The organism is Streptomyces sp. NPDC058964 (assembly GCF_042741275.1).
In the GTDB taxonomy this organism is placed as follows: Bacteria; Actinomycetota; Actinomycetes; order Streptomycetales; family Streptomycetaceae; genus Streptomyces.
In genome coordinates, this window is record NZ_JBHYKH010000090.1 from 10,403 (window position 1) to 23,110 (window position 12,708).

The window sequence follows — 12,708 nt, forward strand, 5'->3', positions numbered from 1 at the left end:
ACCCAATCAACAACCAAAACCACAAACAGCGACCCACCCCCCACAGAAAATCGCCCCCCCACCCCGCACCGCGGGCCCCCCCCTTTACCGGCGGCGCCCCTCGCTCTTGCCATTACGGCGTAATAGCAGTGGAGCCGGTCATGGGTGGATCAGCGCTTGGGCTGGGCAGGTTCGTGTCATGGTGCCGCGACATGAGCTCACGGACGCGCAGTGGCAGATGATCGAGCCGTTGCTGCCCGCCAATGGCGAGCCCGGCGGGCAGTGGGCCGATCACCGCACGGTAGTCAACGGCGTGCTGTACCGCGCCCGTACCGGTGTGCCCCCTGGCCGGACCTGCCCGAGCGGCACGGCCCCTGGCAAACCGTGTATGAGGCGACGGGGGATCAAGGCGACCATCGCACAGCCCGAGAACCAGCGAGCCAGCCGCCGGCGCAAAGGACGGGCCGGAGGGCGTCCACCGGCCTTCGACAAGGTCCAGTACCGCCGCCGCAGTGCTGTCGAACGCTGCGTCAGCAAGTGGAAGCAGTACCGGGCGGTGGCCAGCAGGTACGACAGGCGCGACTACACCTTCAACGGCACCCTGGCCGTTGCGGCGATCGTCATCTGGCTCCGAGACATCGCCCAAGAGCCATCAGAAGCGACCTAGGAGGCACTCGCTCCTGAGTCAGTCCAGACGGCGAGGCCGCCTCCCGGCAACGACACGATGCGCCATCCTGCTGGGCCCATGACCTGCCACGCCTCGAAGGATGGATCGGGCGAGCAGGTGAGGTGGTGACCCGTGTCGAATACGAGCCGCAAGGTGCCGGACTTGAACGCGACCGCCGATAGGACACGCGCTCCCAAGAGTTCAAGGGCCGGTGCAATGCTTTCCGTCTCCGGATTCAGAAGTACGGACGGGCCGACGTGGACGGGCCCGTGCGAGAGCCTGACGGGCGCTTCCACGGCGATCTCCCAATCCGAATGCAGGGACAGCACGAGCCGGATCTCCGTACTGATCCTGGTGACAGGCATCCCTTGCAGGCTCAGGTTCCACCGGTCCACGTGCTCGACGGGACCCTCTTCTGTGCTCACGACTGCACCTTGCCCGACTCGCGTGACGTTGGCCTGGCGTTCGCCCCAAGACGAGCGTGCACAGCGATGATCCCGGAGCCGGGTTCTTGCCTCGAGTGGCAAGCGTCTCCCTATTACGGCGTAATAGCCCGCAGGCAACACACGGGGGAGTGCAGCAACCCTGCGGTGGCTATTACGCCGTAATGCCGTTACCGCTGGAGGCGGCGCAGGGGAGTGGTCCCGCCGTCGTGGCCGGCACCGCCCGCGCTCTCCTCCCGTCACCTGCAGCCCGTCCTGCCCCCTGCCCGGAACAAAACAAACGTGGCTGAGCCGGGGAAGTGGTTGCTGGAAGCACACGCGCGCCTGACCTTCCGGCGCCCCCACCGCCGTGGCTGACTTTCGAGGGCTGAGGTCCAGAAGGGGTGGCGGAGGCAACTCGAGCCCGTAAACCGGGTATAGCTGCCGCGAGAACCTGCCGGAAGTCCCGCCCCCATCCAAGCAGCCCGCCGGGGACCCGGACCTGACGAACCGCCTGCCACACCGTTGCGCGTCCGACGACGGCCTTAGCCCCAAGTAAGAGAGCGTCACGGGCCCAATACCACTCTGGCCTGCGAAAACACTCAAGCGGACCCAGTTCCCACGATCTGGCAGGCAGTTCGAGGAACAGCACACACGGTCTCAGGGATCGTGGGCCAACGATCCTAGGGACTGGGTACCACGTTCCCAGGATCGTGGCAGATTGACTTCAAGTTCATGAAGGCAGCCCAGAAAACCCACTTCTACGCCGCTCGGACGGCAATCAAGGACCGGCAGAGGAGTCCAGCGACACGGCTGATGGGCAGGGTTCATCGACTTCTTGCTCATGTACGTTAAGTTCATCTGGTCGGTCTGAGAGCCGTACCTCGTGAACTCTTCAGCAACCAGCCTCGGAGGCACTGTTGGGAACAGCGCGCAGACTGCTGGACGCTGACACGGGCGAGATCGTCCCGTATGCGCCGTACGCCTTCTCCGGCCGTCACACCCAGGTCGACAAGGCGCGGGTGGAGGCGATCACCGAGAGCAGGGCTTTCACACCCAGCCAGAAGTTCCTCGTCCTGTGGTGGATCGGAGTGTCGCCGGAAGGCATGGAGCCCCTGAAGGCCACTGGCGCGGACATCGCCAAGCGGGTCGGCATGTCCACCGATGCCGTGGGGAAGATCAATCGGAAGTTGGCCAAGCACCGCATCCTGATCGTCCGCGGTCGCATCGGGAACTACAACTTCTACCGGATCAGCCCGTACATTGCTTTTCACGGGACGGGGATCGAACAGCGCGAAGCCATCAAGACCTGCAACCCGCCGGACATCCCCGGATTCGACGAGTCAACCCCTGCACGGTGGGAGGCAAAGTGAGCGACACCACCAAGGACATGACCCTCCGCCTGCTGGAACACACCGCCGGCCTGCCAGCGAACCAGCGCCTGATCCTGATGCTCTATGCCGCGCACCCCACGGACCGCGCCGGCACGGTCAGTAAGACGGCCGCGGAGCTCGCCGACATCCTCGGCATGTCACCCACCGTCTTCTCCCGCACCCGGCGCCAGATCGTCGAGTCCGGATGGCTGGAGGAGTCCGAGCGCCTGGGCCACATCCGGTACTACCGCCTGAGCCCCAAGGCCACCGGCGAAGAGGTCGTCGTACCGCTGCGCCGGGCAACCTGAACCGATCCGACGGACGTAGCTGATTGACCTGAAGTTCATCAGCTACGTCCACCAGGACGCGCTCGAGTGCATCACGGTCAATGTCTCCGTACCTGCGACCGCACTACTGAGCCGCAGGCCGCAGGTCGTCCGCCAGCTCGGCAGCTTCCTCGGTGGGGGAGCGGGGGTGGAGAAGCTCGGTGCGGTGCACGATCCGGGGTACGGAGATCGGCACGGCGGTCACGCCCGGCAGACCGCCGGCCACGGTGAGGGCCACTGCGGTGAGCCCGGCCCCGGCCGCAACCAGAGCACCGAGACCTCTGACATCGCTTCCCGCGTAGGAAAGCCGGTGACGAAAGCCGTCGGTCCGGGCGGCACTCCGCAACTGGCGCAGTGGCACGGCGGCGTCCGGCGCGTCGATCCAGTGGGCGGTGGCGAGATCGGGGAGCCGCAACGCGGGACGTCCGGCCAGAGGATGGTCGGCGGGCAGCAGAACCGCGAGGGGCTCCTGGGCGATGGCGCACACGGTCAGGAGCGCGGCATCGGGCAGTGGCAGGGGATCGCTGGGCGCTGCCACCCCATCGACCAGGGCCAGATCGGCCGCTCCTGTCAGCACCGACCGGACGGCCTCCTCGCGGCCGCACACCCGTACCGAGACGGCCGGCTGCGGGGCGGCGGTTCGGGCACGCATCACCGCCTCCGCGACGGTCGGCGTCAGCGCACCGGGTGTGCACGCCATCGTGAGCTGCCCGCGGCGCACCTCCCGCAGCCGCCCGATGTCGGCCCTGGCCGCCTGGATACGGAGCAGCAGCGGCCGTGCATGCTCCAGCAGCCGCTCGCCCGCCTCGGTCGCGGCCACCGGCCGACGGGTGACCAGAAGGGCGTCCAGATCGGCCTCGAGGGCCGCGATGTGCTGGGATACGGCGGACTGGGTGTAGCCGAGCGTCCGCGCCGCAGCGGAGAAGGAACGGTGATCGACCACGGCTACGAACGTGCGCAGGAGCTGTGGATCCATGAGCATCAGTATTGCTGATACTCGATGCATGGATCATCGTTGGACGCGATGGGGGTGAGCGACTCAGGATGGGCGCATGGCACACCACATCGCACGCATCGCCCTCGTCGGTGACCGCTCACCCCACGTCCGCTCCCATGCCCGTGTCCCGGCACTGCTCGACGCGCTGCGCGAGCGCGACGGCCTGGACCTGGACGCGTACTGGATCCCCACAGAGGACGCGTCCGACGAGGCGTCACTGGCCGCGTTCGACGCGATCTGGGTGCTTCCCGGCAGCCCCTACCGCAGTGAGGCCGGGGCGCTCGCGGCCATCCGTACCGCCCGCGAGCAGCGCATTCCGTTCCTTGGTACCTGCGCCGGCTTCCAGCATGTCCTGCTCGAATACGCCCGCGACGTGTGCGGTCTGGGAACCGCGGGCCACGCCGAGAACGCGCCGGACACCCCGGCGGAGAAGGCGGTGGTGGTGCCCCTCGCCTGTTCCCTGGTCGGCCATGAGGGCACGATCGAACTGACCGCGGGTTCGCGTGCCGAGGAGCTCATCGGCGCCGAGCGGTCAACGGAGCGGTATCACTGCAACTACGGCGCCAACCCCGACTACGTGGATCTGCTGCGTAGCCACGGCCTGCACTTCACCGGCAGTGATGCCGACGGTGAGGTGCGCATCGCGGAACTTCCCGACCATCCGTTCTTCCTCGCCACGCTCTTCCAGCCGGAACTCGCCGGTGACGGCAACCGCCCGCACCCCTTCATCCGCGGCCTCGCGGCGGCCGCCGTGGCACATACAAAGATCCCCGTTCCTGAAGAGCCAGGAACGGGGATCTGATCGGAGCGCCGGGCAGGCCTTGCACCTGCATCTCCCCGCAGGAAGCGGGACGTCTTTCCTTGGACCACCAACGCAGTACGCCTCACCCGATTCCGGGTGCCGCGCTCAAGATCGATCATACAACATGCCTGACTCCTCGCACAAAATGAGCGACTCTCAGCCATTCACAAGATCCAAAACGTCTGTACGCCGCTCTGGCGGTCTGCGAAGTGATCCAAGGTCATGCCATACCGGCAGCTCCGAGTTCGGGCGCGTAGGGGCCTGTTCTGTGCTTCGCTTTTCGGGAGGTCTTTCCGGAATGCCGGATACCCCCGAGTGCGGCGACCATCGGCTCGACGGGTCGGGGGAGAGGCAGCGGCTCGCGGCTATTACGCCGTAATAGTGACGACGTCGGTTTATTGGTATTGACATGACAAAATCCCCGTCGAGCAAGTTCAGGATGTGCTTGTAGCTGCTGTGCTTGTAGAACTACGGGAGTCGGGAACCACCTGCCCGTGCTCACGTCGGCCGGAGGTCAGAAGCCGGCGAGCAGATCCTCGAGTGGGGCGGGCACGCGGTTGGAGTCGAGGGCCTCGACGAGGACGCGGCCGTACTGTATCTTGCGCCCCTTCTTCGTGCCGAGGAAGCGCCGCAACTGCTGCTGGGAAGTGCGGCCCTGTTGCGCGGGCTGGCGCAGGAAGGTATGCAGGGCGCGCAGGTCGCCCTCAGCCCGTACGAGCTCCTCGACCCGTGCCACGCCCAGCGCGCGGATGAGCTCGTCCTCCAGATCCGCCGCGCAGACGAAGAACCCCTGCTCTGCTGCACCGGCCCGCTCCAAGCCGCGGACGTAGTGGGGACGTTCAGCCTCGTCGCACAGTCCCGTGAGACGGAGGTTCAGCCCCGGTGGGCCGAGGAGGCCGGCGAAGCGCCCGATGCGCATCGCGCCACCCATCGGCAGGACACAGACTCCTTCGGCTGCCAGGTCCCGGTCGTGCCTCGCGGCCAGTGCGTCGACCGCCGCCGCGTCGCTCAGTCCTTCGAGCAGGACGACCACCCGGACGGGCAAACGCACGGCCAGTTCGTACGCGAGGTCGCCGGATCCGCCGTCCGCCCATGCGGTGACCGCTTCCCGGAACGACCCCATGTCAGCCATGACACGAGTCTCCGCCACCGTCCGGCCACCACGCGACGCAATTTCCATCGGCTTCCGCTGAGGAAGCCGATGTCACCGCGGTCGGGGACCGCGGCAGCGAAGTACGCGCGGTTCGCCAGCTCGAAGGCCAGCCCCTCCGGGGCGTGGTCGGCGTGCAGTTCCGTCAGCTCGAGCATCGGGTTCGTCCCGGTCGGGCCGGCGGACCCGGCCGGGCTTCGCGGACAGTCGGGCACTTGGTATCAGCTCGACATGGCGCTCCTGCCGTAGACCGCGGCATCGAGTGGTGCGGGCTCCAAGTCGTGTTCCCGATCCCGCACGGTCATCACCATCTTTTCCCGGTCGGGCCGTGGCCCGCGCCACCTGCCGTACGGCATCGAGCGGATGCTCCTGGACTGGGAGACGGTGCGCGGTCCTGCGGACACCGAACTGTCGGCACTGCCGGTGCCGGCCGCTGAGCCCCGGCCCAAAAGCGCATCCGGACCTCTGGCCAGTGCCGGGCGCTGGTCCCTGAGTTTTGGTCCCTTCTTTCAGTCCCTCCGCGTTTTCGCAGGTCAGAGCGCCTTTTGAGGTCCAGAGAGGGACTGAAGGGACTCAACTTCCTAATTATGGAGCCGCTGGAGGTCAGTAGACATGAGTAGGGACACACGCGCGGGCGCGTACGTACATCACTACGTACACCACTGAGTGCAGCTGATAATTAGGAAGTTCGGTCCCTTCAGTCCCTCGGATCTGCCTCAAAACCCTCCTGACCTGCGTCTTTACAAGAGGGACTGAAGGGCGACCCGATCCCTCCCCCGCAGGCCTTTCGGTCCCTGGCACTGTCCGCCAGCACCTGTGGATGCCTGAGTGAGCCCCTCTGCCCCCTGAGGGCCGAGTTTTCCGGGGCGCGGGTACACCACGAACGCGAAGGGACCCAAGGGACTCAAGGGACCGAGGAACGGAAAAGTGCGGCACGCGGCTTGAGGTACCGCGCGCCCCCCGTACAAGGTTCTAGAATCCGTACCCGAAGTACAGTCCCTTCGGTCCCTGAACCGACGTCATGCCCCGGGTGGCCTGGTGTTCTTCCGCAGGGACCGAACAAAGAAGACGAGCAACGAGGACGATTCGAGTGCCGCGCCCTGGTGAGATCCCCACGTCTGCCGCCCCTGGCCAGACGTGGGCGCCGCACGCTGTCGCCCGTTGGTGCGCCGCGCAAGGCTGGCCGGTCCATCCACTGGCCCCGGGACGCAAGACACCGGCCTCGAACTGCCCCGCCTGCAGGGACCGGCGCCACGATCCGAGGACCTGCCCCTGCGCCCCCGCAGGCAGGCCGTGTCACGGCTTCCACGCGGCGACCACCAACCCGGCCCACATCGATGCCTGGTGGCGGGCCCAGCCGTCGGCCGGCGTGGGGGTTGCCTGCGGTCCGGCACATCTGGTCGTCATCGACATCGATGCTCACCCGGCCCCGGTCCCTGACCGAGCGCGTCTGCTGCCCGGCATCCCGATCCCGGCGGAAGTGAACCTGAGCGGACTCGCCTCCGGGTTCGACACCCTCGCTCTGCTCGCTGCCTACAGGCGGCAACCCGACCCGGCCATGGACGGTACGACCCTGCGTGTCCGCACCCCTTCCGGCGGTCTCCACGTCTGGTACCGCAACCCCCGCCCGGACATAAGACTGCGTTGTTCCACCGGGTCCAGCACCAAGGTCGCGCTGGCCTGGCAGGTCGACGTGCGGGCCGACGGTGGTTACATCATCGCGCCGGGCACCCGCACCAGCGACGGGATCTACCAGGTACAAGGGACCGCCCGGCTGCCCGCGCCCCTGCCGCAATGGCTGGGTGACGAACTCGTACGTACTGGACACCTCATTGAAGCCCCGCGCCCACGCCCAGCCACCGCGATACCCCGCGCACCCCGCGGCAGCAGGCCCGCAGCGGCGCGCCGTGTGCTCGACCCGCTCCTCGAGCAGGTCGCCGCGTGCGCGGCAGCCCCTGAAGGCACCGGGTTCACGGAGAAACTCAACCGGGCCGCTTACACCGCCGGAGGCCTCGCCGCAGCCGGCCACGTCGACGAAGCGGCCGTTCGCGAGGACCTCTGCCAGACAGCCCACCGGGCGCGCCCCTGGCAGACAGCACGCAACGAGAAGATCATCGACGCCGGCCTTGTCGCAGGATTCACCCGCCCGTTCCACGTTGAAGGACGTTCATGAGCAGCGCCGAGATGCCGCGTTTCGATGCACAGGCCGCTGCCCAGCAGATGCTCGACCTCGAGGCGGCCACTCAGCCGGCGGCTCTGCTGCCCGCACAGGCCACCGCGGCCCCGCCCGCCGGTGGGGGAGCGGCGGGCGGACTGCTGCCGCCGTCCCTGTCCGACCGCGGTAACGCACGGCTGTTCGTGCAGCTCTACCGTGACCAGTTCCGTCACGCGGAGGGGCTTGGCTGGTTTGTGTGGGACGGCCATCGCTGGAAGCGCACCGGCGGCGAAAAGGCGGCCCTGTGGGCGGCCGGTGAGATGGCCGAGGACATGCCCCTGTCCGACCCGCGCGGCTTCTTCTCCGATCGCGATCTTGTCCACCACAAGCGCAAGACCCTCTCGACCACCGGTATGCAGGCCCTGCTCACCCAGGCCAAGGCCTCCCCGGACCTGTCCGTCGAACCCGACGTCCTCGACGGCGACCCCTACGCGCTGTGCACACCGGCCGGTGTCGTCGATCTGCACACCGGACAGCTCCGCAAGCCCGACCCGACCCGCGACTTCCACTCCCGGGCCACCAGCGTCGCCCCGCAGCCCATGGACACCCCTCGCTGGAACCGCTTCCTGGCAGACACTTTCGGCGACGACGCCGAAGGCCGGGAAATGATCGACTTCCTGCACCTGCTGCTCGGCTACTCCATCACCGGTGACGTCGGCGCCCAGGTCCTGCCCTTCCTCCACGGCGAAGGCAAGAACGGCAAGAGCGTCCTGCTCGACACCATGATCCAGATCTTGGGTGACTACGCGGACGCTGCCCCGCCCGGCTTCCTCATGGACCGCGGCGCCTACGCCGAGCACTCCACCGAACTGACCGAACTCCACGGCCGCCGGCTGGTGGTGTGCAGCGAGCTGAAACCCAACGACAAATTCGACGAAGCCCGCGTCCGTCTCCTCACGGGCGGCGACAAGATCAAGGCCCGTCGGATGCGGCAGGACTACTTCTCCTTCACTCCCACCCATCACCTGTGGCTGCTCGGCAACCACCGCCCCGAGGTCTCCACCGGAGGATTCGCGTTCTGGCGCCGTATCCGCCTGGTGCCCTTCACCCGTACCGTCGCCGCCGAACGCCGCATCGACAACCTCGCCTTCGAACTCGTCCGCGACGAAGGCCCCGGCATCCTGCAGTGGCTCCTCGAGGGAGCCCGCCGCTACCTCACCACCCGCGACCCCCTGGAAGGCCCCGACCGGGTGCGCATCGCGACCAGCGCCTACGCCACCACCGAAGACCACATCGGCCGCTTCCTCACCGAATGCTGCACCCAGGACGCCGACGCAGGCGCGGAACTCCGCGTGGAGCAGGGCCTGCTCTACGCGGAGTACACCTCCTGGTGCAACTCCGGCGAAGGCATCCGCCCCGCCACAGCCCGGGTCTTCGCAACCCGGGTGCGTCAGGAAGTCGGCCTCAGTTCACCCTCCGAGATGATCAAATCGAACGGCCGAAAGTACTATCCCGGTCTCGCCCTGGTGGTGAGCGAATGACCCGCCAGGCTTGCGCCGAGACCGCCCCCACGGCCCTACGCCCCGGCCCACACCCGATCTACCATGAAAACGCGGCCTCCCGCCAGGCGGCCCCCGCACTCCGCTCCACCGCCACCTGGCGCGCCGAGCACCGCACCACATTGACGCACGCGGCCACCTTCCGATCCGGGAGCCGGCCGACGAGGAAGGGGCTGCAGCCATGAGCTCGCTGTTGGACGCAAGCGAGATCACCTACGAGGAACAGGTGGTGTGGCTGGAAGACCTCGGCTCCCTCGACTATGTCCGCCAGGCGCTGGACAAGACGCCCCGCCGCAACACCAAACCGCGCTACGCGCGCGATGGACGCATGGTCGGTTACGCCGTCCTCGACGACGACGCCGAACCCGACCCCGACAGCGGCCTCTACCGGCGACGCGTGTTCTTCCTGCTGCCGCACGACCGTGACAGCCAGCCGCACGGGCCCTACGCCGTGGGTGCACCGGGTGAGGCCGTGGATCCCCGCACGATCGAGCCGAGAAACCCTGGCGCGAAGACGGACCGCTCCCAGGGGCGCACCGCCATAGCATCGGCGACCTCCTAGGACTCCGAGCGCTGGTTCCGGTGGCGCCGAATCCGTCGGGAGGGACCGAAGGGACTGAAACTTCGGATTGAACTCGCGTAGACGCCCGTGCAGGCCCGGCCTGACAGGGACTGTAGGGACTCGGATTCCGGATGTGGTGCCGCGGGGTGGCATCGTGCGGTGTGCGGACACTCATCGAAGAATCCGGTCCCTACGGTCCCTGCGTTGAGCAGCGGAGTGCGCTGACCTGCAGTTTTATACGAGGGCTAGCAGGACGACCAGGCTCTGCCCCGGACCCTGGCCCGTGGTGCGGTCCATTGCGTCGGTGCCCCGGGAGAGAGGCGAGGGACTGAACCGGAACACGGCCTCCCAAGACCTGCTGTGTCCACGCGCTGGACCTGGACCGGACCTGTCCCGCCGGGGAACTCCTCCGCAAGATCTCACCGCGGCCCCAGCGAGTGGCACTGTGCGGCAGCGGCGATGCCCGGGGGACCAGGCCGCCCGTGTCGCGCGCTTCACTGAGTACGCCTACTCATGCCGACTTGCCCCGGGCCGGGGGACGATGGGCCGCACAGACGGGAGGCGGGGGCATGGGCAGATTTCTGGGGGCGGTGGTAGCCGTCGTGGTGGCGGCCGCGGCACTGGTCTTCGCGTACGTGGCGGGGGCACCGCCCGCGATGGTTCTCGCCGTCGGGGCGGGCGTGCTGAGCCTGACGTGGCTGCTGCTCCTGCTCACGCTGCCCTGGAACCTGTACTTCCGCGCACACGCGGTGCTCGCCGAGATCGCCGTGAGCCGTGAGAAAGGCATAGAGGTCTCCCCGGCCCGGGACGCAGAGGCCTCGCGCATCGCCCGCACGATGCTCTGGGCGGCGGTCGCGGGGCACGTCGTGACGGCGGCGGTCCTCTTCGCGGCCACCTGGGCGACGGGCGAGTTCACGGGGTACTGGTTCGCCGGGTTCTTCCTGCTGAGCACCTTCTTCCGCCCGGCCGGCGCCTACTTCGGTCAGCTACGGCGGCGCCTGAGCACCCTCCTCGAGGACGTGACGTATCCGCGGGACGACGTCGTCGAACTGAACGCCCGGCTCAACAACGCCGAGGCCGGGACGCGGGTCCTGGAGGAGAAGGCGGAGGAACAGTACCGGGCTCTGGCCGAAGTCCGCCGCGCGGTGGACGCGCTGGCCATCAGCACGTACGAGAGGGCCGAGGAAGCGGACCGCAGGATCGTCGCGCTGGGCAGGGAGTTCGAGTCCACGGTGCACCGCCTCACCGACAACCAGGAGATCATCGCCGGCGTGAAGGCGTTCCTGCGCCTGCTGCGCTCCACCGACGCGGCCGAGGCGGCCGACGGCGCCCCGGCCCCGGGGTGACCGCGGGTCCGGGCCCCAACCGCCCGAGATGCCGCCCGAGATGCCGCCCGGGTTCACCGAACCCGGACGGCCGCCCGTCGCCGACAGGCGTCCTACGGGCGCCAGTCCGCCTCCAGGTCATGGGAGTCGGTCTTGGTGAGCTGGGTCAGTCCGGTGCCGTCGGCCCGTACCAGGTAGAGGTGTTCGGGGTCCCCGTCGTCGGCCCCGCCTCTGGTGAAGACCAGGCGGCTGCCGTCCGGGGACCACGAGGGGTTCTTGTCGTTGAGGCGGGCCGTGGTGATGCGCTTCAGCCCGGTGCCGTCGGGGCGGACGAGGTAGAGATGGGCGAAACCCGAGGAGTCCACGCGGCTGAAGGCGATCCGGTTGCCGTGCGACCAGTCGGGCGTCCAGTCGTGGGAGGCGGCCCCGGTGACCGCGGTCTGGGCCAGGGTGGACAGCCGGATCCGCATCACCCTGCTGTGCCCGCCCGCGTCCGCGCGGTTGAACGCCAGGTACTTGCCGTCCGGGGACCACGTCGGATGGAGGTCATCCGCGGTGGTGTGGGTGAGTCGGGTGGCGGGGGTGCCGTCGGTGTCGGCCACGTAGATCTCGCGCTGGCTGCCGACCGGCTTGGCGTAGGCGATCCGCTTGCCGTCCGGGGACCATGCCGGGTCGGAGGCGCCCTTGGTGCCGGGGACGGCCTTCAGGTCGCCGCCCGTGGTCTTCATCGTCCAGATGCCGTCGATGGCGCCACCGGATCCATAGCGGACGAAGGCCACCCGCTTGCCGTCCGGGGACCAGCTGGGCATCACGTCGCTGACGGTGGAGGTGTGGGTGAGTTTGACGGGCGTGCCGCCGCTGGGGGACACGGCGTAGAGGTCTTCGACGGGCGCTGCCGCGGTGTAGCGGGCGTAGACGATCGGGTGGTCCCCGGACGCCGCACCCGCGTGTCCTGCGGAGCCGAGGGTCAGCGGTACGGTCATGGCGAGTGCCGTGGCGGCCACCGCCACCCGGCGGCGCCGCGCTGTGCCGTTTCCGCCGCTCCCGTTGGTCCCGCCGATTGTCCGAGCCGTTCCCGTTCCGGCGGTTCTGCCGTCGCCCTTGCCGTGCTGTTGGCGCATCAAGGCGTCCACCCCGTTCCCTCCGTGCGGCCCGCCGTGGGCCGCTCCGGCCGGTCAACATCCCATCCGCCCGGACTCCGGGGGAAGCGGCGGCACGCGGCGGTACGTGCCCTGTGACACATTCCGTACAGCGCCGTCACATGAGCAGCTCGGTATCGCGGACCAGGCGTCGATCCCGCTCGCGCAGGCGTGGGGCGGCGGGCTGGTGGCCTCCGTGGACGGCGAGTGACCGCCGCTCGTCGGGAGACGCAGGACACCCCCCCCAACATT

General features: G+C 68.4%; 12 protein-coding genes and 1 pseudogene. 8 read left to right on the forward strand and 5 right to left on the reverse strand.

Annotated elements, in window-relative coordinates; genetic code table 11:
* Positions 1-178: 178 nt before the first annotated feature.
* Positions 179-646, forward strand: a complete 468-nt coding sequence (locus ACFW2E_RS14375) for a transposase (protein ID WP_384466153.1) — start codon at positions 179-181, stop codon at positions 644-646.
* Here the strand turns inward: ACFW2E_RS14375 and ACFW2E_RS14380 are convergent.
* A complete protein-coding gene (locus ACFW2E_RS14380) occupies positions 643-1,071 on the reverse strand; it encodes a DUF6188 family protein (protein ID WP_384466155.1) in 429 nt (142 codons plus the stop codon). The two genes, ACFW2E_RS14375 and ACFW2E_RS14380, sit on opposite strands and share 4 nt — an antisense overlap.
* A gap of 917 nt (positions 1,072-1,988) precedes the next feature.
* On the opposite strand from ACFW2E_RS14380, the gene ACFW2E_RS14385 reads away from it, so the two are divergent.
* Both ACFW2E_RS14385 and ACFW2E_RS14390 read left to right on the forward strand, forming a co-directional pair.
* A complete protein-coding gene (locus ACFW2E_RS14385; RefSeq protein ID WP_384466157.1) occupies positions 1,989-2,441 on the forward strand; it encodes a MarR family transcriptional regulator in 453 nt (150 codons plus the stop codon).
* A 17-nt stretch (positions 2,442-2,458) separates the two neighbouring features.
* A complete protein-coding gene (locus ACFW2E_RS14390; RefSeq protein ID WP_384466174.1) occupies positions 2,459-2,749 on the forward strand; it encodes a replication initiation protein, RepL2 in 291 nt (96 codons plus the stop codon).
* A 103-nt stretch (positions 2,750-2,852) separates the two neighbouring features.
* Here ACFW2E_RS14390 and ACFW2E_RS14395 read toward each other — a convergent pair whose 3' ends face one another.
* Entirely contained in the window at positions 2,853-3,743 is an 891-nt protein-coding gene (locus tag ACFW2E_RS14395) for a LysR family transcriptional regulator (RefSeq protein WP_384466159.1), read from the reverse strand.
* Between the two features lie 76 nt (positions 3,744-3,819).
* Between ACFW2E_RS14395 and ACFW2E_RS14400 the strand changes: the two genes are divergently transcribed.
* Positions 3,820-4,566, forward strand: a complete 747-nt coding sequence (locus ACFW2E_RS14400; protein ID WP_384466161.1) for a hypothetical protein — start codon at positions 3,820-3,822, stop codon at positions 4,564-4,566.
* Between the two features lie 514 nt (positions 4,567-5,080).
* Here the strand turns inward: ACFW2E_RS14400 and ACFW2E_RS14405 are convergent.
* The gene (locus ACFW2E_RS14405) at positions 5,081-5,698 is read right to left on the reverse strand and encodes a TOPRIM nucleotidyl transferase/hydrolase domain-containing protein (protein ID WP_384466163.1); all 618 of its coding nucleotides are present in this window, start codon (positions 5,696-5,698) and stop codon (positions 5,081-5,083) included.
* Between the two features lie 71 nt (positions 5,699-5,769).
* Positions 5,770-5,874, reverse strand: a pseudogene (locus tag ACFW2E_RS14410) (GNAT family N-acetyltransferase); the annotation flags it as partial.
* A gap of 950 nt (positions 5,875-6,824) precedes the next feature.
* Here ACFW2E_RS14410 and ACFW2E_RS14415 point away from each other — a divergent pair.
* The 4 genes from ACFW2E_RS14415 (at position 6,825) to ACFW2E_RS14430 (ending at position 11,338) form a co-directional block, all read left to right on the forward strand.
* The gene (locus tag ACFW2E_RS14415; protein WP_384466176.1) at positions 6,825-7,889 is read left to right on the forward strand and encodes a bifunctional DNA primase/polymerase; all 1,065 of its coding nucleotides are present in this window, start codon (positions 6,825-6,827) and stop codon (positions 7,887-7,889) included.
* Positions 7,886-9,412, forward strand: coding sequence for a phage/plasmid primase, P4 family (locus ACFW2E_RS14420; protein WP_384466165.1), 1,527 nt, complete (start codon positions 7,886-7,888; stop codon positions 9,410-9,412). Before ACFW2E_RS14415 ends, ACFW2E_RS14420 begins: the two co-directional genes overlap by 4 nt.
* A gap of 199 nt (positions 9,413-9,611) precedes the next feature.
* The gene (locus ACFW2E_RS14425; RefSeq protein WP_384466167.1) at positions 9,612-9,992 is read left to right on the forward strand and encodes a DUF6009 family protein; all 381 of its coding nucleotides are present in this window, start codon (positions 9,612-9,614) and stop codon (positions 9,990-9,992) included.
* Between the two features lie 569 nt (positions 9,993-10,561).
* Complete coding sequence (locus ACFW2E_RS14430; protein WP_384466169.1) at positions 10,562-11,338, forward strand: hypothetical protein; 777 nt, start codon at positions 10,562-10,564, stop codon at positions 11,336-11,338.
* A gap of 92 nt (positions 11,339-11,430) precedes the next feature.
* Here the strand turns inward: ACFW2E_RS14430 and ACFW2E_RS14435 are convergent, their stop codons facing one another.
* On the reverse strand, positions 11,431-12,438 hold the full coding sequence (locus ACFW2E_RS14435; RefSeq protein ID WP_384466171.1) for a hypothetical protein: 1,008 nt from the start codon (positions 12,436-12,438) through the stop codon (positions 11,431-11,433).
* Positions 12,439-12,708: the final 270 nt, after the last annotated feature.

Excerpts from the sequence above, each read along its gene's own strand:
- ACFW2E_RS14375 (WP_384466153.1), top strand. The coding sequence starts at position 179 with ATGGTGCCGCGACATGAGCTCACGGACGCGCAGTGGCAGATGATCGAG.
- ACFW2E_RS14420 (WP_384466165.1), top strand. The coding sequence starts at position 7,886 with ATGAGCAGCGCCGAGATGCCGCGTTTCGATGCACAGGCCGCTGCCCAG.
- ACFW2E_RS14435 (WP_384466171.1), bottom strand. The coding sequence starts at position 12,438 with ATGCGCCAACAGCACGGCAAGGGCGACGGCAGAACCGCCGGAACGGGA.
- ACFW2E_RS14390 (WP_384466174.1), top strand. The coding sequence starts at position 2,459 with ATGACCCTCCGCCTGCTGGAACACACCGCCGGCCTGCCAGCGAACCAG.
- ACFW2E_RS14395 (WP_384466159.1), bottom strand. The coding sequence starts at position 3,743 with ATGGATCCACAGCTCCTGCGCACGTTCGTAGCCGTGGTCGATCACCGT.
- ACFW2E_RS14405 (WP_384466163.1), bottom strand. The coding sequence starts at position 5,698 with ATGGCTGACATGGGGTCGTTCCGGGAAGCGGTCACCGCATGGGCGGAC.
- ACFW2E_RS14430 (WP_384466169.1), top strand. The coding sequence starts at position 10,562 with ATGGGCAGATTTCTGGGGGCGGTGGTAGCCGTCGTGGTGGCGGCCGCG.
- ACFW2E_RS14400 (WP_384466161.1), top strand. The coding sequence starts at position 3,820 with ATGGCACACCACATCGCACGCATCGCCCTCGTCGGTGACCGCTCACCC.
- ACFW2E_RS14425 (WP_384466167.1), top strand. The coding sequence starts at position 9,612 with ATGAGCTCGCTGTTGGACGCAAGCGAGATCACCTACGAGGAACAGGTG.